Source organism: Piscicoccus intestinalis NBRC 104926 (genome assembly GCF_001515525.1).
In the GTDB taxonomy this organism is placed as follows: domain Bacteria; phylum Actinomycetota; class Actinomycetes; order Actinomycetales; family Dermatophilaceae; genus Kineosphaera; species Kineosphaera intestinalis.
On the sequence record NZ_BCNQ01000006.1, the window covers coordinates 15,202 to 37,967 of the forward strand.

Genomic DNA, 22,766 nt, shown 5'->3' on the forward strand with positions numbered 1-22,766 from the left:
CCCGGCCCGCGGGTCATGGGCGCATTGGTAACGCACTGGTCACCGCTCGACAAGCACCGGTCCGCGCAGCGATCGCCGGGCAGGCACCTCGCCGCGCCGATCGATGCCGATGTCACGATGGGCGAATGAGTCCTTCTGAGGAGCACCGGCCCGGCCACGCGGGGTGCAATTGCGACGACTCCGGCTCCGCCGGCAGCACCGGGCACAGCCATGCCGGACCGCTCGCCGACGCCTCGGTGCGGCGGGCGCGACCCACCGATGCCCCGGCCGTCGGGATCGTGCAGCTGCAGGCCATGCGCACCGACTACGCGCCCGTGCTGCCTCCGGCGGCGATGGCCGCGCTCGGCGCACTCGACGAGGCCGACCTCGCTCGCACGTGGCGCGACTCGCTGCAGTCACCCCCGAGCCCGCGGCACCGGCTCCTCGTCGCGTGCGCCGGCGATCAGGTCGTCGGGCTGGCGGCCTTCGGCCCCAGCGACGACCGGGACGCCGACCCCGAGACCGCCGACCTCGAGACGCTCGCCGTGCACCCGCGCGCCCGCGGCCAGGGGCACGGGTCGCGGCTGCTCAACGCCGCCGTCGACGAGGCGCGCGCCGCCGGATTCACCTGGCTCACGACGTGGGTGCCTCTGGACCTGCCGCAGATGCGCGCCTTCGTGCAGGCCGCCGGGTTCGGCCCCGACCGCGCCCGCCGCCAGCGCGCCGTCGACCCCGACGGAGGCACCCTCATGGAGGTGCGGCTCGGCACGTCCCTCGCGGAGCGGCCCGAGAATTCCGAGAGCCCCGAGACCTCCAAGACACCCGAATCTCCCGACACACCCGAGGATCCCGGAGCCGGCTCGAGGTGACACGTTTCTACCGCGGCCGGCATCGACCAGGGGCAGCCCCCGGCTCCGGCGGCTCAAGCGGCGGCCCCGCTCCCGACTCCGGCATCGGCGAGCCGCCCACCGACGGTGACGCGAACGCCACGATCCGCCAGGCCCTTTCGGTCGGCGTGGCGACCGGCGCCTACGGCATCAGCTTCGGCGCCCTGTCCGTCGCGTCCGGGCTCGACGTGTGGCAGACGATCGCGCTGTCGGCGCTGATGTTCACCGGCGGCTCCCAGTTCGCCTTCGTCGGCGTGCTCGGAGCCGGTGGCTCCGGGGCCTCGGCGATCGCCACCGCCTCCCTGCTCGGGGTGCGCAACGGGCTGTACGGCCTGGAGATCGGCCGCATCCTGGGGTTGCGCGGCTGGCGCCGGTTGCTGGGTGCGCACCTGACCATCGACGAGTCGACGGCGGTCTGCGTCGGGCAGCCCGACGCCCGGCGGCGCAGCATCGGGTTCTGGTGGACCGGCTGGTCGGTGTTCGTGCTGTGGAACCTCACGACCGCTGTCGGTGCCCTGCTCGGCGACGCGATGGGCGACCCGCGCACCTACGGTCTGGACGCCGCCGCGGCCGCCGCCTTCTGCGCGCTGCTGTGGCCGCGCCTGCAGAACCGCCTCACCGGCGCCGTCGCCCTCGGAGCGCTCCTCGTCGCCGTCGCCCTGTCGGCCGTGCTGCCCGCCGGCGTGCCCGTACTCGTCGCCGCGCTCGTCGCGCTCGTCGGCCTGCGCGAGCCCGCCGCGCCCGCATCACCCCCCGCAACCACCGCATCCAACGAGGACCCGGTCACATGAGCACCTGGGCCACCGTGCTCGTGGCGTGCGCGCTCGCGTACGGGCTCAAGCTCGCCGGCTACGTCATCCCGCCCCGGCTGCTCGCCGCGCCCCGAGTGCGGCGCGTCACGGCGCTGCTGCCGGTCGCGCTGCTCGCCGCCCTCGTCGGCGTGCAGACGTTCGTGGCGAGCGCCGACCAGGCCGGGCCGCTGGCCCTCGACTCGCGCGCGGCCGCCGTGGTCGTGGCGGTCGCCGCGCTGCTGCTGCGGGCTCCCTTCATCGTCGTCGTGCTCCTCGGCGCGGCCACCGCCGCCGGGCTGCGAGCCCTCGGGCTGGGATGACCGGGAGACGCTCATCACGGTGTCGTGACAATTCCCGACGGCACTGGGGTGCTGCACCCACACTCCGGCCTCCGGGTTTAGTCTCTGGTGGTTGTCATCCCCTGCTCAGGTATGCCGAGTAGGGGCCCCTGACGCGGCCCACAGGAGCGGCACATGACAGTGGACAGCGACGTCCGGAAGATCCGGACCGACCGTGATCGCCCACCGGTCGCCGTCGTGGAGCCGGCGACGATCACGGCCCGCACGAAGATCGTCTTCGTCGTGATCGCGATCCTCGCCGCCGTCGGGTGGACGATGCTCGCCATCGTGCGCGGTGAGCACGTCAGCTCGATGTGGTTCGTGCTCGCCGCCGTCGGCAGCTACCTCATCGCCCTGCGGTTCTACGCGACGTTCATCGAGCGCAAGCTCCTCAAGCCCGACGACACCCGCGCGACCCCCGCGGAGATCCACGACAACGGCAAGGACTTCATGCCCACGGACCGCCGGGTCCTGTTCGGGCACCACTTCGCCGCGATCTCCGGAGCCGGTCCGCTCGTCGGCCCCGTGCTCGCCTCCCAGATGGGCTACCTGCCCGGCACGCTGTGGATCATCTTCGGCGTCATCCTCGCCGGCGCCGTGCAGGACTACATGGTGCTGCACTTCTCGATGCGCCGGAACGGCCGGAGCCTGGGGCAGATGGCCCGCGACGAACTCGGCCCGGTCGGCGGGTGGGCCGCGATCGTCGGCGTGCTGACGATCATGATCATCCTCATCGCGGTGCTCGGCGTCGTCATCATCGGCGCCCTCGCCGAGAGCGCCTGGGCGGTCTTCTCGATCGCGATGACGATCCCGATCGCGCTGTTCATGGGCGTCTACCTGCGCATCCTGCGCCCGGGCAAGGTCAGCGAGGTCTCCACGATCGGCGTCGCGCTGCTGCTGCTGGCGATCATCGGCGGCAAGTGGGTCGCCGACTCGGCCACGCTGGCTCCGATCTTCACGCTCGACAAGCCGACCCTGGCGATCTGCCTGGCGGTCTACGGTTTCGCCGCCTCGGTGCTGCCGGTGTGGCTGCTGCTGGCCCCACGCGACTACCTGTCGACGTTCATGAAGGTCGGCACGATCGCCCTGCTGGCCCTGGCGATCCTGCTGGTCAACCCTGAAATCCAGATGCCGGCCGTCACGCACTTCGCGCTCGACGGCACCGGCCCGGCGTTCGCCGGCCAGCTGTTCCCGTTCCTGTTCATCACGATCGCCTGCGGGTCGATCTCGGGCTTCCACGCGCTGATCTCCTCCGGCACGACGCCCAAGCTGCTGGAGAAGGAGAGCCAGGCCCGGGTCATCGGCTACGGCGGCATGCTCACCGAGAGCTTCGTGGCGATCATGGCGCTGGTCGCGGCCTGCATCCTCGACCAGCACCTGTACTTCGCGATGAACGCGCCCGCGGCGGCCACCGGGATGGGCCAGGCCGTACCGACTCCGGAGACGGCGGCCGCGTACACGAACGGGCTGCACCTGATCAACCAGGCCGGGCAGCGGATCCCCGACGTCGACCCGAGCATGTTCGCGCAGGCGGCCGCCGACATCGAGGAGCACTCGATCATCTCCCGCACCGGCGGCGCGCCGACCCTGGCGATGGGCATGGCCGAGGTGATGAGCCGCATCCCGCTGCTCGGTGACAAGGCCTTCTGGTACCACTTCGCGGTGATGTTCGAGGCGCTGTTCATCCTCACGACCATCGACGCCGGCACCCGAGTGGCTCGGTTCATGTTCTCCGACGCGATCGGCAACATCCCCGGCCTCGGCAAGTTCAAGGACGCCTCCTGGCGCGGCGGCGCCTGGCTGTGCTCGGCGATCGTCGTCGTCGCGTGGGGCTCGATCCTCTACATGGGCGTCACCGACCCGCTGGGGGGCATCAACATGCTGTTCCCGCTGTTCGGCATCGCCAACCAGCTGCTCGCCGGCATCGCGCTGTGCGTCGTGTTCACGATCACGATGAAGAAGGGCCTGTTCAAGTGGGCCTGGGTGCCCGGGCTGCCGCTGTTCTTCGTCATCCTCGTGACGATGACCGCGTCGTTCCAGAAGATCTTCAGCTCCGACCCGAAGATCGGCTACTGGTCGCTGCGCAACGCGGCGATCGCCGCCCGCGACAGCGGCGCGCAGAGCTTCCAGGCGGCCCGCACGCCCGAGCAGATGGATGTCGTCATCCGCAACACGTTCGTGCAGGGCACGCTGTCGATCGTCTACGCGGTGCTCGTGCTCGTCGTGCTGCTCGTGACGCTCTACGTCTCGTTCAAGGCGCTGCGCGCCGGCGGGCTGCCCACCAGCGAGGAGGAGCCGGTGCCCTCGCGGATCTTCGCGCCGCGCAGCTTCGTCGCCACGCCCGCGGAGAAGGAGGTCCTGCAGGAGTGGAAGGACGCCGGGCTCGAACCGACTCCGGTGCGGGCGCACCATTGATGCCGCAGCGATCGAGCGGGGCCGTCGGCGCGGGGCGTCGGCGGCCCCGGCCGTCGGCAGCGCCCCAGCTGTCGGCTGCGGACGCTGCGTCGACGGCGGGCGTGGGTGTGGCGCATGATGTGACCATGTCGCAGCTGCTCGCCTCGGCCCGCCGCACCGCCTCCGTTGTGCGGTGGTACTGGCGCGGCATCACCGGCGCCGACGCCTACGAGCGCTACGTCGACCACCTGCGCCGCACACACCCCGACTCCCCCATCCCCAGCGAGAAGCAGTTCTGGCGCGACAAGTACGCCGAGATGGAGCGCAACCCCACCACCCGCTGCTGCTGACCCGCCCCACTCGGCCGCCCCCCATCTGGCCGAAGGCTGCCCTTTCGGTCGAGGGCTAGGACTTCAGCACGAGCCCTCGACCGAAAGGGCAGCCTTCGGCCCTTCGTGACTGGGCTCTATCCACAGGTCGCCCACCGTCGGGGCGATGATCCACAGGGAGGCCGTGGGGTCGCGCGGGCCGGGTGGTCCGGGGCTCATTCTCGGGTTCATGTCGATCTCTGTTCCCCCGCCTCTGCCCAACGTCATCCTGGCCCGGAATCACCCGGCGGCGCAGATCCGCGCCGAGCTCCGAGCCGGACGGCTGCGACGAATCAGTCGCGGCGCGTATCTCCTGACGTCCGGCCCGGGCGAGCGATGGCAGGCCGATCTCGACACGCACCTCGGTCGATGCCTCGCGCTCACAACTCGGCTGGGCGACGAGGCGGTGCTCACCGACCTCTCCGCCGCGGCCGTGCACGGCCTCTGGGTACCCTCGCTCGCCGGGGCCAAGGTACATGTCGGGCTGACCGCACACGCTCATCAGTCGGCTCGACAGCTCGACCATCAGCGTCACCGCATCCGCATCACCACGGACGACGTCGTCGAGGTGAACGGGCTCCGTGTGACATCCATCCGGCGCACGGTGGTCGACTGCGCCCGCACGCTACCGGCTCCGTGGGCGTTGGCGGTGGCCGATTGCGGCATGCGTCGCCTCATCGAAGCGGACCGCACCCGACCGGAACCAGCGCGTGAGGCGAGCGCCACCCTGCGCTCGGAGTGGATCGCGATGCTGGAAGAGGAATGCTCCCCGCGGGGCCGGGCTCAGGCCCGGGCGATCCTGACGGCGGCCGATCCACTCAGCGAGTCCCCCAACGAATCCCGGGCTCGCTGCCTCACCTTGGGGCGGGGCCTGCCGCAGCCGACGCTGCAGTACCCGGTGCAGACCCACCTCGGCACATTCTTCACCGACCTCGCGTTCAAGTTCCCGACCCGCGAAACGACCTACATCGTGCATCTCGAGGTCGACGGAGTCGGTAAGTACACCTCGGGGACGACGCTGGTTCGTGAGAAGTCGCGGGAAGACGCGATCCGATCGCCCACCAGCGTGGTCGTCCGCGCCGTCAGCGACGACCTCCACCCCAGCGCGGCGACGGCGTTCCTGGACCGCCTCGCCAGCCAGATCCCGGCCTCCCACCGCCGCCACCTGACGCCCAACCCCCTCCTAGCGTCCCCCGTCCTCTGGCCGACGGCTGCCCTTTCGGTCGAAGGCTAGGACTGCAGCACGAGCCCTCGACCGAAAGGGCAGCCTTCGGCCGAGTGGGGGGGCCAGGCTGGGGCGAGGCTCTTACAGGTCCAGGTAGTGCTCCAGGCCGACCGTCAGGCCGGGGTGGCTGGTGACGCCGCGGACGCCTTCGAGCACACCGGGCATGAAGCTGACGCGGTCGAAGGAGTCGTGCCGGATCGTCAGGGCCTCGCCCTCGGCGCCGAACAGCACCTCCTGGTGCGCGACGAGGCCCCGCTGACGCACCGCGTGCACGCGGATGCCGTCGACGTCCGCACCCCGCGCGCCGCCCGGGTCGTGGGCCGTCGCGTCGGGCACCGCCCCTAGACCAGCCTCCCGGCGGGCCTCGGCGATGAGGCGGGCCGTGCGCGCCGCCGTGCCCGACGGCGCGTCGACCTTGGCCGGGTGGTGCAGCTCGATGACCTCGACCGACTCGTAGAACCGGGCGGCCTGGCGGGCGAAGCTCATCATGAGAATCGCGCCGATCGCGAAGTTCGGGGCGATGAGCACCCCGACTCCGGGCTGCTCGTGCAGCGCCTGCCGCACGGTCGAGAGCCGCTCGTCGTCCCAGCCCGTGGTGCCGACGACGACGTTGACGCCGCGGGCCACGCAGTGCAGCACGTTGCCGGGCGAGGCGTCGGGCACGCTGAACTCGACGACCACCTGCGCGCCGCTCAGGTCACCGAGGTCGTCGCCGGCGTCGAACCGGCCCACGAGCTCCATGTCGTCGGCGCCCTCGACGGCCTGGCATACCGTCGAGCCCATCCGCCCGGCCGCCCCGATCACTGCTACCCGAATGCGTTCGCTCACGGCGGCCAGCCTAGACGCTGCCGCGCCCGGACACCGGAGTCGGTGCCCGGGCGCAGCAGGTGAACCTCAGTGCCCCGCGGGCCGGTCCGAGTCGTGCTCGACGTGCTCGGGCACGATGACGGGCCGCAGCCGCGCCCACAGCATGAATGCGCCGCCGACGACGAGCAGCAGCACGCCGATGAGCAGGTTCGCGTTGATGTCGCCGGTCTTCTCCGGAGCCTGACCGCCGGGCATAAAGCTGTAGACGGTCAGGATCGCGCCGTAGATCGCGAGCAGCAGCCCGATGAAGTTGCGGATGTCGAAGGCGCCGGCCGTGTGCCGGCCCTGCTTGCCGGGTGAGGTGCTCATGGTGGGCCTCCGATCAGAAGAGCGCGTTGAGGATGACGACCATCACCAGGGCGATGATGGCCAAGGGCACGGTGCGTTGGAAGACGGGCAAGGTCGCCTCGTGCGGGTCGACGAGCGATTCCTTCGGTGTCTCCGAGTACACCAGGCCCACCAGCTGGGAGGCGGGTTTGGGCTTGGTCACCATCGTCACCGCCACGCTGACGACGATGTCGACGACGAACGCGGTCGACGCCGCGACGAACGCCAGGCCCTGGCCGGGCAGGGTGAACAGCCCGCCGAAGGTCGAGGCGCTCCACAGCGCGATCGCCGACAGCGTGCCCGCGACCAGGCCGGTCCAGCCGGCGGTCGGGGTCATCCGCCGCCAGAACATACCGAGGATGAACGTCGCGAACAGCGGCGCGTTGAAGAAGCCGAACAGCGTCTGCAGGTAGTCCATGACGTTGCCGAAATTGCCGGCGATGAGCGCGGTGAAGATCGCGATGACGGTCGCGGCGATCGTCGCCAACCGCCCGATGCCCAGGTAGTAGCCGTCCTCGCGGTCCTTGACGACGTACGCCTGCCACAGGTCGTAACTGAACACCGTGTTGAACGCCGAGATGTTCGCCGCCATACCGGCCATGAACGCGGCGAGAAGCCCCGCGATCGCCAGGCCGAGCAGGCCGTTGGGCAGCACGTCACGCATGAGGTAGAGCAACGCGTCGTTGTAGGCCACGCCGCCGCCCGAAGCACCGCCGGCCACTGTTTCACCGGCCTTGACCTGCATGATCTCGCTGACGAGCACCGCGGCGACCATACCGGGCACGATCGTGATGAACGGCACGAACATCTTCGGGAAGGCGCCGATGATCGGCGTCTTGCGGGCCGCGGAGATCGACTCGCTGGCCATCGCGCGCTGCACCTCGACGAAGTTCGTCGTCCAGTACCCAAACGAGAGCACGAAGCCGAGACCGAAGACGATGCCGAAGATCGACCAGAACGGGCTGTCGAAGCCCGACAACGCCTGCCCGGGCCAGGAGTTCAGCTGCAGGTCGGCGGCCGGCACGTCGGGGTGGGCGGCGGCGAACTGGGTGATCCTCTCCTCCATGCCCGACCAGCCGCCGACACGGTGCAGACCGATGATCGTCAGCGGAGCCAGCGCGGCGACGATGACGAAGAACTGCAGCACCTCGTTGTAGATCGCCGCCGACAGGCCGCCGAGGGTGATGTAGGAGAGCACGACGGCGGCCGCGACGATGAGCGCCACCCACTGCGGCCAGCCGAGCAGCGCATGCACGATCGAGGCGAGCAGGAAGAGGTTGACGCCGGCGATGAGCAGCTGCGCGACCGCGAACGACAGGGCGTTGACCAGGTGGGCCCCCGGGCCGAACCGGCGCAGCATGAACTCGGGCACCGAGCGCACCTTCGAGCCGTAGTAGAACGGCATCATCACGACGCCGAGGAACAGCATCGCGGGGATCGCGCCGACCCAGAAGTAGTGCACGGTCGGGATGCCGAGCTCGGCACCGGTCGCCGACATACCCATGATCTCGACGGCACCGAGGTTGGCCGACACGAACGCCAGACCCGTCACCCAGGCCGGCAACGAGCGGCCCGAGAGGAAGAAGTCGATGGAGTCCGAGACCTGGCGGCGGGCCATGAAGCCGATGCCGAGCACGAAGACGAAGTAGATGGCGACGAGGAGATAGTCGATCGCGTTCGCTTGGATGATCGTGTCCTGCGCCGCCACCACGGCCGGCAGGGCCGGAACCGCGGTCGCTGACGAGAGGGTCATGTTCTCTCCGAATCTGTGAGACGGGCGACGGTGCACCGTGGTGACGCGCACGCGCGGCAGCGCACACGCTACGCCGCGGTCCGCCTCCCCGCGGCCACCGACGGCCCAGGTAACCAGTCCGTGTCCGAACAGTTACCAGCAGGTTCACCGTCGACCACGGCTTCTGTGCGATCCCGCGGCCGCGCCGTAACACCCACCCGAAACCGCGTCGCGCAGTACTGTGACGGCGGGCCCTTCCCGCGACGGAGCGCAATTAACACGAGCGGTCCCGTGTCGAGGCCATTAGTCCCTGCCGGAGGCTCGGCGCCCCGGCTTACCGTTCGGGCACGCAGCATCTGCCCCTTTTCTTCGACAACGACGACGGATTAAGGACGACGATGGTCGATCAGAGCGACCCCCGGGTCTCCCCCAACCGAGACATCACCCGCCTCCCCGACCTGGCCGCCTCCGCCGGGCGAGTCGCCCCGGTACGCAACCGCATGCCGGTGTACGTCGACCTGCTGCCCCCGTGCAACGCGGGCTGTCCGGCCGGCGAGAACATCCAGGAATGGCTGCGGCTCATCAAGGCCGGTGAGGCGGAGGCCGCGTGGCGGCAGCTGACCGCCGACAACCCGTTCCCGGCCATCCACGGCCGCGTCTGCTACCACCCGTGCGAGACGGCCTGCAACCGGGCGGCCCTCGACTCCGCGATCTCCATCCACGCGGTGGAGCGCTACCTCGGCGACCTGGCCATCGAGAAGGGCTGGCGCTTCCAGGCGCCGGCGCGCGAGTCCGGGCACCGGGTGCTCGTCGTCGGCGGCGGTCCGTCGGGTCTGTCCGCCGCCTACCACCTGCGCCGCGCCGGCCACGAGGTCGAGATCCGCGACTCGGCGCCCGCCCCCGGCGGCATGATGCGCTACGGCATCCCCGAGTACCGGCTCCCCCGCGACGTGCTCGACAACGAGATCGCCCGGCTCGTGCACCTCGGGGTGCGCATCGTCACCGACCACACGGTCACCGACCTGCTCGCCGAGCAGCTCGAGGGCGGGTTCGACGCGGCGTTCGTCGCGGTCGGGGCCCACCTGAGCAAGCGCGTCGACATCCCGGCCCGCGACGCCGGCAAGGTCGTCGACGCCGTCGACTTCCTGCGCGACGTCGCCTCCGGTGAGCGCCCGGTGCTCGGCCGCCGCGTCGCGGTCTACGGCGGCGGCAACACCGCGATGGACGCCGCCCGCGTCGCCCGGCGCCTGGGCGCCGAGGAGAGCATGGTCGTCTACCGGCGCACCCGTGAGCAGATGCCGGCGCACGCCGCCGAGGCCGACGAGGCCGAGGCCGAGGGCATCACGATGAACTGGCTGCGCACGATCACCGAGGTCGACGACGACCTGACGGTCGAGATCATGGAGCTCGACGAGAACGGCAAACCGCGCCCCACCGGCCGCTTCGAGAAGCTCGAGGCCGACACCGTCATCCTCGCCCTCGGCCAGGAGGCCGACACGAAGTTCATGCACCAGATCCCCGGGCTGCGCTTCGACCAGGACGTCGTGCAGGTCGATCCGCGCACGCTGATGACCGACGTCCCCGGCATCTTCGCCGGCGGCGACGCGGTGCCCAGCGAGCGCACGGTGACCGTCGGGGTCGGGCACGGCAAGAAGGCCGCCCGCAGCATCGACGCCTACCTCAACTCCGCGCCGCTGCCCGAGAAGAACAAGCACCCGATCGTCGAGCTCGACGACCTGCACCTGTGGTATTTCGGCGACCACAAGCAGGGCGCCCAGCCCGAGCTCGACCCGAGCGCCCGCGTCAGCGACTTCGAGGAGGTCGTCGGCGGCTTCGACGCCGACGAGGCGACCACCGAGGCGTGGCGCTGCCTGAGCTGCGGCAACTGCATCGAGTGCGACGGCTGCCTGGGCGCCTGCCCGGAAGACGCGGTCATCAAGCTCGGCAAGGGCTTCCGCTACCGCTACGACTACGCCAAGTGCACCGGCTGCGGCACGTGCTACGAGCAGTGCCCCGTGCACGCGATCGACATGGTCGTGGAGGGCCGTCCCGACCTCCCGCTCACCGGACCCGGCGCGCGCCGCGACGCGGCCCCGACGCAGACAGGCAACTGACATGACCCAGGCGATCATGGACGGAAACGGCGCCGCCGCTTCCGTCGCGTACCGGCTCAACGAGCTGTGCAGCATCTACCCGATCACCCCGAGTTCGACGATGGCCGAACTCGCCGACGAGTGGTCGGCGCTGAAGCTGAAGAACGTGTGGGGCACCATCCCCAGCGTCATGGAGATGCAGTCGGAGGCGGGCGCCGCGGGCGCGATGCACGGCGCGCTGCAAGGCGGGGCGCTGAGCACGACGTTCACGGCCAGCCAGGGCCTGCTGCTGATGATCCCGAACATGTACAAGATCGCGGGCGAGCTGACGAGCACGGTCTTTCATGTGGCCGCGCGCTCGCTGGCGACCCAGGGTCTGTCGATCTTCGGTGACCACCAGGACGTCATGGCCGTGCGCCAGACCGGTTTCGCGCTGCTGGCCAGCGCGTCGGTGCAGGAGGCGCACGACCTCGCGGCCGTCGCGCAGCTGGCGACCCTGCGGTCGCGGGTGCCGTTCCTGCACTTCTTCGACGGGTTCCGCACGAGCCACGAGCTGAACACGCTCGAGATGCTCTCCGACGACGACCTGCGCGCCTACGTGCCGAAGGAGCTGCTGCGCGAGCACCGGGCGCGCGCGCTGTCTCCGGAGAACCCGTTCATCCGCGGCACCGCGCAGAACCCCGACGTGCACTTCCAGGCGCGCGAGACCGCGAACCGCTTCTACGAGGCGGTGCCGGGCATCGTCACCGAGTGCATGCAGGAGCTCGAGGCGATCTGCGGCCGTCACTACGAGATCGTCTCCTACACCGGGGCGCCCGACGCCGAGCGCGTCGTCGTCGTCATGGGTTCGGGCGCCGAGGTCGTCGAGGAGACGTGCCGGCACCTGCAGGAGAACGGCGAAAAGGTCGGGGTCGTCCGGCTGCGGCTGTACCGCCCGTTCCCCACCGAGGCGTTCCTCGCCGCCCTCCCGGAGACGGTGCGCAAGATCGCCGTGCTCGACCGCACCAAGGAGCCGGGGGCTGGCGGCGAGCCGCTGTTCCTCGACGTCTCCTCCGCGCTCGGTGAGGCCTACTCCCGCGGTCGGCGCAGCAGCGCCCCGCTCGTCATCGGCGGCCGCTACGGCATCTCCAGCAAGGACTTCACGCCCGCGCAGGCCGCGGCCGTGTACGCCGAGCTGGCGCTCGACGCGCCGCGCCCGCGGTTCACGGTCGGCATCGTCGACGACGTCACCGGGCTCTCCCTCGACGTCGGCGACGACCTGCACGTGCTGCCCGAGGGCACGGTCGGAGCGGTCTTCTACGGGCTGGGCTCGGACGGCACGGTCGGCGCGAACAAGAACACGATCAAGATCCTCGGCTCGCGCCCGGAGGCCTACGCGCAGGGCTACTTCGTCTACGACTCCAAGAAGTCGGGCTCGCGCACGGTCTCCCACCTGCGGTTCGGCCCGAGCCCGATCCACGCGCCGTACCTGATCGGGCGGGCCGACTTCATCGGCTGCCACCACATGTCGATCCTCGAGCGCGTCGACATCCTCGAGTTCGCCAAGCCGGGCACGACGCTGCTCGTCAACTGCCCGCTGCCGCAGGAGCAGGTCTGGGACGCGCTGCCCAAGAGCCTGCAGGAGGGCATCATCCGGCTCGGCATCAACCTGTACGCGATCAACGCTACGGCGGTGGCGCGCTCGTGCGGCCTCGGCAACCGCACGAACACGGTGCTGCAGACGTGCTTCTTCGCGATCTCGGGGGTCATGCCGCGCGACGCCGCGATCCAGGCCGTCAAAGACGCGATCACCAAGACGTACATGCGCAAGAGCGCCGAGATCGTCGAGAAGAACCACAAGGCGGTCGACCACTCGATCGAGCACCTGCACCGCATCGAGGTGCCGGAGTCGGTCACGTCGCAGTCCGACCTCATCCCGCCGGTCCCGGCGGATGCCCCGGAGTTCGTGCGCTCGGTGACGGCCGAGATGCTCGCCGGCCGCGGCGACTTCCTGCCCGTGAGCGCGCTGCCGGTCGACGGCACGTACCCCAGCGGCACGACCGCCTACGAGAAGCGCAACATCTCCGAGATCGTCGCGGTCTGGGATAAGGACGCGTGCATCCAGTGCGGCAACTGCGCGATGGTCTGCCCGCACGGCGTGATCCGCAGCAAGCGCTACCGCGGCAAGCACCTCGACGGCGCCCCCGAGTCGTTCGACGTGGCGCCGCTGAACGCCGCGGGCATCCCCAACGAGCACTTCACGCTGCAGGTGTACGCCGAGGACTGCACCGGGTGCGGGCTGTGCGTCGAAGCCTGCCCGGTCAAGCCGCTCGGGCAGCCGAACCGGCGCGCGATCAACCTGGAGACGGTGCCCGAGCGCGAGCGCGGTCCGGTGCGCACGAACGTCGCGTTCTTCGAGACGATCCCGGTGAACACCCGGGCGAAGGTCGACTTCGGCACGGTGCGCGGCATCCAGTACCTCGAGCCGCTGTTCGAGTTCTCCGGCGCCTGCTCCGGCTGCGGCGAGACGCCGTACGTCAAGCTGCTCACCCAGCTGTTCGGTGACCGGGCGATGGTCGCCAACGCCACCGGCTGCAGTTCGATCTACGGTGGCAACCTGCCGACGACGCCGTGGACGACGAACGCCCAGGGGCGCGGGCCGGCGTGGAGCAACAGCCTCTTCGAGGACAACGCGGAGTTCGGGCTCGGCATGCGCCTGGCCGCTGACCTGCAGGCCGACCTGGCCCGCACCCGGCTGCTCGACCTGCGCGCCGAACTCGGCGAGGAGCTCGTCGACGCGATCGTCGACGCGCCGCAGTCGCGGGAGTCGGAGGTGCACGCCCAGCAGTCCCGGGTGGCCGAGCTCAAGGAGCGGCTCGCGGGCCGCGAGGGCCCGCAGTACGAAGACCTGCGCAGCGTCGTCGACCACCTCGTGCGCCGCAGTGTGTGGATCGTCGGCGGCGACGGCTGGGCCTACGACATCGGCTCCGGCGGCCTCGACCACGTGCTGGCCACCGGACGCGACGTCAACGTGCTCGTCATGGACACCGAGGTGTACTCCAACACCGGCGGGCAGTCGAGCAAGTCGACGCCGTTGGGCGCCGTCGCCAAGTTCGCCGCCGCGGGCAAGACGACCAACAAGAAGGACCTCGCGCTGCAGGCCACCGCGTACGGCCACGTGTACGTCGCGCGGGTCGCGATGGGCGCCGACCCGCAGCAGACGCTGACGGCGTTCCGGGAGGCGGAGGCCTACGACGGCCCGAGCCTGATCATCGCCTACAGCCACTGCATCGCCCACGGCATCGACATGCGCAAGGGCCTGGACCAGCAGTACAAGGCCGTCAACAGCGGGCACTGGCCGCTCATGCGGTACAACCCGGTGATCCGCCACGACGGCGGCAACCCGTTCCTGCTCGACAGCCCCCGGCCGCGGTTCACGCTGCGTGACTACCACGCGGGCGAGTTGCGCTTCCGCATGCTCGCTCAGGCCGACCCCGCCGAGGCCGAGCGGCTGCTCCAGCTGGCGCAGGGCCAGGTCGAGCGGCGCTGGGCCGAGTACGAGAAGCTCGCCGCGCAAGGGGCCGGGGAGTTCGCCGCCGACGCTCGAAGGGATAGTTGATGGATCTGACCACCCGGTATCTCGGGCTCCAGCTGCGCAACCCGGTCGTCGCCTCGGCCGGCCCGCTGCAGCAGAACGTCGACGGGGTGCGTGCGCTGGCCGACTCCGGTGTCGGGGCGGTCGTCATGTACTCGCTGTTCGAGGAGCAGTTGCGCCATGAGGCGGCCCGCGACCTCATGCTCGAGGAGCTGCACGCCGAGTCGTTCGCGGAGTCGCTGTCGTACTTCCCCACGCCGCCCTCCGGCGACTCGGGAATCAGCGCACGCTACCTCGACCTGCTCGAACGGGCGGTGGCGGCGGTCGACGTGCCGGTCATCGCGAGCCTCAACGGCTCGTCGGTGGGCTCGTGGGTGGAGTTCGCGCGGCAGATGCAGGAGGCTGGTGCGGCCGGCATCGAGTTGAACATCTACCTCGTGCCCGGTGACGTGACGACCGACGGCCGCGAGGTCGAGGAGCGGCACGTGGAGATCCTGCAGAAGGTCAAGGCGGCCACGTCGATCCCCGTCGCGGTCAAGCTGTCGCCGTACCTGTCCTCGATCGGGCAGCTCGCGCTGCGCCTCGACGAGGCGGGAGCCGACGGGCTCGTGCTGTTCAACCGGTTCCTGCAGCCGGAGGTCGACGTCGAGAACGTCACGACGGTCTCCGGGGTGTACCTCTCGCACCGCGAGGAGGGGCGGCTGCCGCGCACGTGGATCGCCGCGCTGCGCGGCCGCGTGAGCGCCAGCCTCGCGGGCACCTCCGGTGTGGAGTCGTGGGAGGACGTGGCGCGTTACCTGCTGGCGGGTGCGGACGTGGCGATGACGACCTCGGCGCTGCTGCGGCACGGCCCGGCGCATGCCGCAACGCTCATCGACGGGGTGCAGGAGTGGCTGGGCCGCAAGGGCTTCGACAGCCTCGACGCCGCGCGCGGCATGCTCGCGGTGCCGGCCGACGCCGACGCCACCGCCTACGAGCGGGCCGGGTACGTCTCCGCCCTGGAGAAGGCGAAGAACGTCTACGGCAACCTCGTCGGGCCGCCCGGCGCCTCGTCGTTCCCGGTCGCCTCCGGCGCCCCGGTCACCGTGCCGGAGCCGGCCGACCGCGTCAGCTGAGCCGAGCGGCCGGCTGGGTCCGCTCAGTCGGCCGCAGTCGGCCGCAGTCGGCCGCAGCCGCCTCAGGCGCCGGCAGCTGTCGGCGGGTGCCTCAGCTGCCGGCGGGCGCGGGGGCTGAGCGGGGTGACGTCTGCGCGGGCACGGGCAGCAGGGCGTCGTCGAGGAGGCGCCCCGGCACCCGAACCTGGCGATGCTCGATGGCAATGCCGTCGAGCACGCCGCGCCACGCGGCGACGACCTGCCAGTCCTCGTCGGTCATCGGGCGGGGCGCGAGCAGGTACATGTCGGCGCCGCCGCGGCGCCCGACCACGTGCGCAGACTCCTCGATGGGCCCGGGGCCGGTCAGGTGGTAGTAGACGTAGCCGAGCCCGTTCATCGCCGCGTCGATCTCGCCCTCACTGCGCCCGGGCAGCACCTCGGCCATGATCCACGGCCGATCCCGCGCGATCGTGGCGCGGGCCCCGCGCAGCACCGCCGGCTCCGTCGACTCGGTGTCGATCTTGATGACGGCTGGCCGGCGGCCCCTGCGGGCGCAGAACGCGTCGACCGTGGTGCCGGGCACGACGACCTTGTCGACCGCGTGGCGAAACGTCGGGTTCAGTGAGTTCGAGGCATCGGAGGTGTCGGAGAGATAGAGGGTGACGGGGCCGACGCTCTCCCCCACCCCCGCCTCCTCGACGCGCAGCGGTAGGCCGCTGACCGCAGCCGACCGCCGGGCCGCGGCCGCGACCCGGGGCGTGGGTTCGAAGGAGTACACGGTGCGGCCCTTGCTACTGCCCCGGCCGCCGGCGCCGCGGCGGATCCGGTCGAGCAGACCACCGGCTCCGGGCTCGTCGGGCGGCTCGTGGGCGCAGGCGAGCAGGCCGTACAGACCGACGTTGGCGCCGATGTCGAGCACCACGCCGGGCCCGGCGATGTCGAGCAGCGCGAGGTACGTCTCGAGCGCGAACGGCTCGTAGCCGGCGAGGCCGCGCTTGACGAGGGCCTTGGGAATGTACAGATCGTCGGGCGCCTCGATGACCACCGGACGCAGCGCCGGGCGCAGCCCGGGCGGCGCGCTCTGCACGATCCCCAGCCGCCGCATCGGCACCTTCGGGCCCAGCTGCCGGTTGACGACCGGCCGGAGACGATCTCGCCCACCCTCCGGGAGCGAGCGGTAGGCAGCGCGGGCCCCGTCGCGAACTGCCTTGCGTATGTTAGCCATTCCCATGTCGGCTCACAGTAGTGACCGGCCCTGGCGCCCGTCCCGGCGGCACGCCGACGGTGTCGGACATGCGTCATGAACACCCGCCCTCGACCCGCACCCCGTCGGGTCGAACCCAACCTCGGCCCGGGAGTCGGCAGGCGCCCAGTGACCCTCGACTGTGTCCCAGGTCACCCACAAAGCACCGCGTGTCGCGCGAGTTCGCTAGCGTGTCGCGCGTCGGGGCCAGGGGGAACCGGCCGATGGGGGAATCATGAGCGAGAAGTCGCCGCGGCGTCGGGGCCGCTGGATCCGTTGGGTGGCGCTCGCGCTGGGGGTGCTGCTCGTCGCGGCCGTCGGCGTGATCGCCGTGCGGCACCTGCGCGCGCAGAACGCGCCGTTGCCGCGGCAACAGGCCGACGCGACCGTCACCGTGCAGCCGGGCACGACGCTCAACACGTTCCCGGGCACCGCGGCCCTCGGAGCCGGGATCGACGGCCTGGAGAAGGGCGAGATCGACCGGGTCTGGACCCGGCCCAACCTCGACCTCATGAAGTCGGCCGGCTTCGGGCCGCTGAGCTTCCGGCTCCGCACCGAGCTCGGCATCAAGGCCTGGCACTGGAGCCCCGAGGGCACGTGGAGCGATGCGGCCCACCAGCAGGGCTACTGGGTGAGCAAGCCGCCGTCCGCCGACGCGGGCGTCAGCTACGGCTACAGCCTGCCGCGGCGCGGCAACACGATCGACCAGGCCGCCAACGACGGCTACTCGCGCCTGACCGACGGCGACGCCACGAGCTACTGGAAGTCCAACCCCTACCTCGACCCGCACTTCACGAAGGGCAACGACAGCGACGACCCGCAGTGGGTCGTCGTCTACCTCGGGCAGCGCCGCAGCGTCGACGAACTGCGGATCTCCTGGGGCACGCCGTACGCGAAGAACATTCGCGTGCAGTACTGGGAGGGCGACGACGGGGCGGTCTTCCCGATCAACCCCGACTCCGGCTGGCGCGACTTCCAGACCGCGACGTTCACCGGCTCCGGAGGTGAGCAGACCGCGCGGCTGGGGCGGGCGGTCAGCACCGACTACGTGCGGGTGCTGCTGACGAACGGTTCGGGCACGCCGGTGCCGGGGTCGACCGGCGACGTGCGGGACCGGCTCGGGTTCGCGATCCGCGAGCTGCGGCTGGGCCGCGGCGGCGGGGGCGGCTTCACCGACCTGCTGACGCACCGGCCCGACAAGCAGCAGTCGGTGACGTACACCTCCTCGACCGACCCCTGGCACCGGGCCTCCGACCTCGACGGGCGGCAGGAGCACGCGAGCTTCGAGCGGGTCTTCGCCAGCGGCCTGACCAAGGGCAAGCCGCTCATGGTGCCGGTGCCGGTGCTGTACGGCGTGCCCGAGGACGCGGGCGCGCTGCTGAGTTACCTGCGCGCCAAGGGCTGGCCGGTGCAGCAGGTCGAGATGGGTGAGGAGCCCGACGGGCAGCTGGCCCAGCCCGAGCATTACGCCGCGCTGTACACCCAGGTGGCCGACCGGCTCCGCGCGGTCGACCCGCAGGTCCAGCTGGGCGGACCCGGCTATCAGACGGTGATCCCCGACTGGGTGCACTGGCCCGACGAGCACGGCAACCGCTCGTGGACGGGCCGTTTCGTCGCCGCGCTGCGGGCCGTCAACCGCCTCGACGACTTCGACTTCTTCTCGTTCGAGTGGTACCCGTTCGACGACGTGTGCGCCGACCCGGCGACGCCGATCAAGGACAACCCCACGCTGCTCGCCGACATCCTCGCGCGCCAGGAGAAGCAGGGTCTGCCGAAGGACATCCCCAAGGTCATCACCGAGCTGGGGTATTCGGCGTTCGCGGGGCAGGCGGAGGTCGAGCTGCCCGGGGCGATCCTCAACGCGGAGTCGAGCGCAAAATTCCTCGCGCTCGGCGGTCAGTCGGTGTACTTCTACGGGCTCGAACCCAACTGGGTCTTCCAGGAGGACGAGGGCAAGGCGTGCAACACGTGGGGCAACCTCATGCTGTTCCAGTTCTTCGACGAATGGCGCACCCGGCCGGTCGCCGCGTACTACGGCGCGCGGCTGCTGACGAACAGCTGGGTCTCCGGCGAGGGTGAGCACCGGCTCATCGCGTCGGCGACCACCCCGGCCGCAACGGCTCCGACGGTCACCTCCTACGCCCTCGAGCGCCCCGACGGACGGCTGGCGGTGATGCTGTTCAACAAGGACCCGAAGCGCTCCGTCACCGTGCGCCTGGAGTCCGATCCCGGGGGCGGGCCGCACGTCTTGAACGGCGACCTGCAACTCGAGCAGTATTCGGGCCAGCAGTATGCCTGGGACCCGACTCCCGGCGAGGACAGCCACGGCCGCCCGAGCAAGAACGAGCCGCCCGCCGTCTCCACGCTCACCGAGGCACAGGGCGCGGTCGTCACCCTCCCGCCGTACTCGATCAGCGTGGTGACGGCCGCCGACGAGGCCTCCCACACCGACTCCGGCTGACCCAACATCGGCCGAAGGCTGCCCTTTCGGTCGAGGGCTCGTACTTCAGTCCTAGCCGTCGACTGAAAGGGCAGCCTTCGGCCGGGCGTGCGAGAGGGCCCGCCCCGGGTGGGGCGGGCCCTCTCGTCAGGTCGCTCAGGCGTCCTCGGAGTTGGCCGAGGCGAGCTGCTGATCACCCTGGGCGTCGACGAGCACGTCGGACTCCGGGGTGTCGGTGCCGGCGGCCTTGTCGCCGTCGCCGTTGTCACCGTGGTCGCCGTCGCCGCGGCGCGAGCGGCGGCGGTTACGGCCGCGGGACCGGCTCCGGTCACCGCGCTCACCCCGCTCGCCACGCTCACCGCGGTCGCTACGGTCCGAGCGGTCGGAACGCTCCGGACGGTCCTCGTCGTCGTGCTCCTCGCCCGCCGGCTCCGAAGCAGCCGACCCAGCAGACCCAGCCGCCTCCGACTCGCCGGAGCCGGTCTCGCCCTCGGGCAGCACGGCGGCCAGGCTCAGCTTGCCGCGCGGGTCGATCTCCTTGAGCTCGACCTGCACCTTCTGGCCGACCTTGACGACGTCGTCGACGGAGTCGATCCGCTTGCCGCCGACGAGCTTGCGCACCTCGGAGATGTGCAGCAGGCCGTCCTTGCCGGGCAGCAGCGAGACGAACGTGCCGAACGTCGTCGTCTTGACGACCGTGCCGAGGAAGCGCTCCCCGACCTCGGGCATCGTCGGGTTCGCGATCGCGTTGATCGCGGCCCGGGCAGCCTCGGCCGACGGGCCGTCGGTGGCGCCGATGTAGACCGTGCCGTCGTCCTCGATGGAGATGTCGGCGCCGGTGTCCTCCTGGATCTGGTTGATCATCTTGCCCTTCGGGCCGATGACCTCACCGATCTTGTCGACGGGCACCTGCACGCTGATGACGCGCGGGGCGTAGGCCGACATCTCGTCGGGGGCGTCGATCGCCTCGTTCATGACGTCGAGGATGTGCAGGCGCGCGTCGCGGGCCTGCGTCAGCGCCCCGGCCAGCACGCTCGCGGGAATGCCGTCGAGCTTGGTGTCGAGCTGGATCGCCGTGACGAACTCCTTGGTGCCGGCGACCTTGAAGTCCATGTCGCCGAAGGCGTCCTCGGCGCCGAGGATGTCGGTCAGCGCCGCGTACTGGGTCTGCCCGTCGAGCTCGGCGGAGACCAGGCCCATCGCGATGCCCGCGACCGGGGCACGCAGCGGCACACCGGCGTTGAGCAGCGACAGCGTGCTCGCGCACACCGAGCCCATCGACGTCGAGCCGTTCGAGCCCAGCGCCTCGGAGACCTGCCGGATCGCGTACGGGAACTCCTCGCGCGTCGGCAGCACCGGCACCAGGGCCCGCTCGGCCAGCGCGCCGTGACCGATCTCGCGGCGCTTCGGGCTCCCGACGCGGCCGGTCTCACCGGTGGAGTACGGCGGGAAGTTGTAGTTGTGCATGTACCGCTTGCGGGTCACCGGAGACAGCGTGTCGAGCTGCTGCTCCATGCGCAGCATGTTCAGCGTGGTGACACCCATGATCTGGGTCTCGCCGCGCTCGAAGATCGCCGAGCCGTGCACCCGCGGGAGCACCTCGACCTCGGCGCCCAGGGCCCGGATGTCGGCCAGGCCGCGGCCGTCGATGCGCACCTTGTCGCGCAGGATCCGCTCGCGCACGAGCTTCTTCTGCAGCGCGCGGAACGCCGAGGAGACCTCGGCCTGGCGACCCTCGAACGGGCCGGACTGGCCACCCTCCTCGTTGACGTTGCCGACGAGCTTGAGGTGCACGGCCGACTTGATCTCGTCGAGGCGGCCCTCGCGCTCCTGCTTACCGGCGATCTTCAGCGCGGAGGCGGTGTCGTCGGTCGCGAGGTCGGCGACGGCCGCGTAGATGTCGTCGGTGTAGTCGAGGAACAGCGGGAAGTCCTGCACCGGCTTGGCGGCCTGGTCGGCCAGCTCCAGCTGCGCCTTGCACAGCGCGGCGATGAACTTCTTCGACGCCTCCAGGCCCTCGGCGACGACCTCCTCGGTCGGCGCTCCGGTGCCCTGGTTCTTGACCAGGTCCCAGGTGGACTCGGTGGACTCGGCCTCGACCATCATGATCGCGACATCCTGGCTGCCGTCGGCCGCCGTGACGATGCGGCCCGCGACGACCATGTCGAAGACCGAGCGCTCGATGTCGGAGAAGTTCGGGAACGCGACCCACTGGCCGTCGATGAGGCTGACGCGCACGCCGCCCACGGGGCCGGAGAACGGCAGGCCGGAGATCTGGGTCGAGGCGCTCGCGGCGTTGATCGCGAGCACGTCGTACTGGTGGTCGGGGTTGAGCGAGAGCACCGTGATGACGACCTGCACCTCGTTGCGCAGGCCCTTGGTGAACGTCGGGCGCAGCGGCCGGTCGATGAGCCGGCAGGTGAGGATGGCGTCGGTGCTCGGGCGGCCCTCGCGCCGGAAGAAGCTGCCGGGGATCTTGCCCGCGGCGTACATCCGCTCCTCGACGTCGACGGTCAGCGGGAAGAAGTCGAAGCCCTCCCGCGGGGACTTGCCCGCGGCAGTCGTCGACAGCAGGCACGTGTCGTCGTCGAGGTAGGCGACGACCGCTCCCGCGGCCTGCTTGGCCAGGCGCCCGGTCTCGAAGCGGACCGTGCGGGTGCCGAACCGGCCGTTGTCGATGACGGCCTCGGCGTGGGTGATGTCTGGACCCTCCATGGGTCCTCCTTTTCTCTTTCACCAAGCTGCACGCATCGTCGTTGTGCGCGAGCTTTCCTTCTGCGTGCCGCGCGGCCGCGCCGCGTCGGCAACCCGCCCCTACCGGTGGCGGGAAACTTCGGTGCGCGGGCACGCACAAAGGGCGGTTCCCCCACGGGAACCGCCCTCGCGTGCGGTGTCGCGCGTCAGCGGCGCAGCCCCAACCGCTTGATGAGCGAGCGGTAGCGCTCGATGTCGGTCTCCTCCAGGTAGCGCAGCATGCGCTTGCGGCGACCGACGAGCAGCAGCAGGCCGCGCCGGCTGTGGTGGTCGTGCTTGTGCGACCGAGAGTGCTCGGTGAGGTCCTTGATGCGCTGGCTCAGCAGCGCGATCTGCACCTCCGGGGAGCCGGTGTCGCCCTCGGCGGTGGCGTACTCGGACATGATCTTCTGCTTCGTCTGGGCGTCCAGAGGCACGGGCAGACACTCCTTACTCGGGGTTTTGGTTGCGCGGCGCTCCGGAGGCTGATCCCCCGGGCTCTCTCGAATCCGCGGCCGATCGACGGCAATAGGCCACCTTACCAGCGGCATTGACACGTCCCTAATCGGCGCGCTCCGGCGCCAGGCCGGGGCCCGCGCAGCGCGCTCACCTGGGCACACGAGGGACCGTCTCACGTTGCGATCGTGTTACGTCTCACCCCTCTGGACCACTTCGCGTGGC

The 22,766-nt window shown here is 70.8% G+C and carries 16 protein-coding genes; 10 read left to right on the forward strand and 6 right to left on the reverse strand.

Features of this window, described 5'->3' with window-relative positions; translation table 11 throughout:
• Positions 1 to 125: 125 nt before the first annotated feature.
• The 6 genes from PINTE_RS02345 to PINTE_RS02370 all read left to right on the forward strand — a co-directional run bounded on the left by PINTE_RS02345 (position 126) and on the right by PINTE_RS02370 (position 5,991).
• Positions 126 to 848, forward strand: coding sequence for a GNAT family N-acetyltransferase (locus PINTE_RS02345; protein WP_084343132.1), 723 nt, complete (start codon positions 126 to 128; stop codon positions 846 to 848).
• Positions 845 to 1,657, forward strand: a complete 813-nt coding sequence (locus PINTE_RS02350) for an AzlC family ABC transporter permease (protein ID WP_373280131.1) — start codon at positions 845 to 847, stop codon at positions 1,655 to 1,657. The genes PINTE_RS02345 and PINTE_RS02350 overlap by 4 nt, the downstream gene beginning before the upstream one ends.
• Positions 1,654 to 1,977 (forward strand): AzlD domain-containing protein, encoded by a 324-nt coding sequence (locus PINTE_RS02355; RefSeq protein ID WP_068425696.1) that lies wholly within the window; start codon positions 1,654 to 1,656, stop codon positions 1,975 to 1,977. The genes PINTE_RS02350 and PINTE_RS02355 overlap by 4 nt, the downstream gene beginning before the upstream one ends.
• A 153-nt stretch (positions 1,978 to 2,130) precedes the next feature.
• Positions 2,131 to 4,410: a carbon starvation CstA family protein gene (locus PINTE_RS02360; protein ID WP_068425699.1), complete on the forward strand. Its 2,280-nt coding sequence runs from the start codon at positions 2,131 to 2,133 to the stop codon at positions 4,408 to 4,410.
• Positions 4,411 to 4,535: 125 nt separating this feature from the next.
• Positions 4,536 to 4,739 (forward strand): YbdD/YjiX family protein, encoded by a 204-nt coding sequence (locus PINTE_RS02365; RefSeq protein ID WP_068425702.1) that lies wholly within the window; start codon positions 4,536 to 4,538, stop codon positions 4,737 to 4,739.
• A 424-nt stretch (positions 4,740 to 5,163) separates the two neighbouring features.
• Positions 5,164 to 5,991, forward strand: coding sequence for a hypothetical protein (locus tag PINTE_RS02370; protein WP_157087038.1), 828 nt, complete (start codon positions 5,164 to 5,166; stop codon positions 5,989 to 5,991).
• 72 nt (positions 5,992 to 6,063) lie between these two features.
• Here PINTE_RS02370 and dapB read toward each other — a convergent pair whose 3' ends face one another.
• The 3 genes from dapB to PINTE_RS02385 form a co-directional block, all read right to left on the reverse strand.
• Entirely contained in the window at positions 6,064 to 6,810 is a 747-nt protein-coding gene (gene dapB / locus PINTE_RS02375; protein ID WP_084343133.1) for a 4-hydroxy-tetrahydrodipicolinate reductase, read from the reverse strand.
• 66 nt (positions 6,811 to 6,876) lie between these two features.
• Complete coding sequence (locus PINTE_RS02380; RefSeq protein ID WP_068425707.1) at positions 6,877 to 7,158, reverse strand: hypothetical protein; 282 nt, start codon at positions 7,156 to 7,158, stop codon at positions 6,877 to 6,879.
• Positions 7,159 to 7,171: 13 nt separating this feature from the next.
• On the reverse strand, positions 7,172 to 8,929 hold the full coding sequence (locus tag PINTE_RS02385; protein ID WP_068425710.1) for a sodium:solute symporter family protein: 1,758 nt from the start codon (positions 8,927 to 8,929) through the stop codon (positions 7,172 to 7,174).
• Positions 8,930 to 9,306: 377 nt separating this feature from the next.
• Here PINTE_RS02385 and PINTE_RS02390 point away from each other — a divergent pair, with 377 nt between their 5' ends.
• From PINTE_RS02390 to PINTE_RS02400, 3 genes are read left to right on the forward strand one after another with little or no spacing between them, the layout of a single operon-like run.
• Positions 9,307 to 11,022, forward strand: coding sequence for an NAD(P)-binding protein (locus tag PINTE_RS02390; protein ID WP_068425717.1), 1,716 nt, complete (start codon positions 9,307 to 9,309; stop codon positions 11,020 to 11,022).
• Between the two features lies 1 nt (position 11,023).
• A complete protein-coding gene (gene nifJ, locus PINTE_RS02395) occupies positions 11,024 to 14,599 on the forward strand; it encodes a pyruvate:ferredoxin (flavodoxin) oxidoreductase (protein WP_068425720.1) in 3,576 nt (1,191 codons plus the stop codon).
• Complete coding sequence (locus PINTE_RS02400) at positions 14,599 to 15,690, forward strand: dihydroorotate dehydrogenase-like protein (protein ID WP_217996468.1); 1,092 nt, start codon at positions 14,599 to 14,601, stop codon at positions 15,688 to 15,690. The genes nifJ and PINTE_RS02400 overlap by 1 nt, the downstream gene beginning before the upstream one ends.
• A 91-nt stretch (positions 15,691 to 15,781) precedes the next feature.
• Here PINTE_RS02400 and PINTE_RS02405 read toward each other — a convergent pair whose 3' ends face one another.
• Positions 15,782 to 16,774 carry an FkbM family methyltransferase gene (locus PINTE_RS02405; protein ID WP_068425723.1) on the reverse strand — a complete coding sequence of 331 codons (993 nt, stop codon included), beginning with the start codon at positions 16,772 to 16,774 and terminating at the stop codon, positions 15,782 to 15,784.
• A 373-nt stretch (positions 16,775 to 17,147) separates the two neighbouring features.
• Between PINTE_RS02405 and PINTE_RS02410 the strand changes: the two genes are divergently transcribed.
• A complete protein-coding gene (locus tag PINTE_RS02410; protein WP_157087039.1) occupies positions 17,148 to 19,373 on the forward strand; it encodes a discoidin domain-containing protein in 2,226 nt (741 codons plus the stop codon).
• A gap of 135 nt (positions 19,374 to 19,508) precedes the next feature.
• On the opposite strand, the gene PINTE_RS02415 is transcribed toward PINTE_RS02410, so the two are convergent.
• Complete coding sequence (locus PINTE_RS02415) at positions 19,509 to 22,067, reverse strand: polyribonucleotide nucleotidyltransferase (protein ID WP_068425729.1); 2,559 nt, start codon at positions 22,065 to 22,067, stop codon at positions 19,509 to 19,511.
• A 185-nt stretch (positions 22,068 to 22,252) separates the two neighbouring features.
• Entirely contained in the window at positions 22,253 to 22,522 is a 270-nt protein-coding gene (gene rpsO / locus PINTE_RS02420) for a 30S ribosomal protein S15 (protein WP_068425731.1), read from the reverse strand.
• Positions 22,523 to 22,766 lie beyond the last annotated feature (244 nt).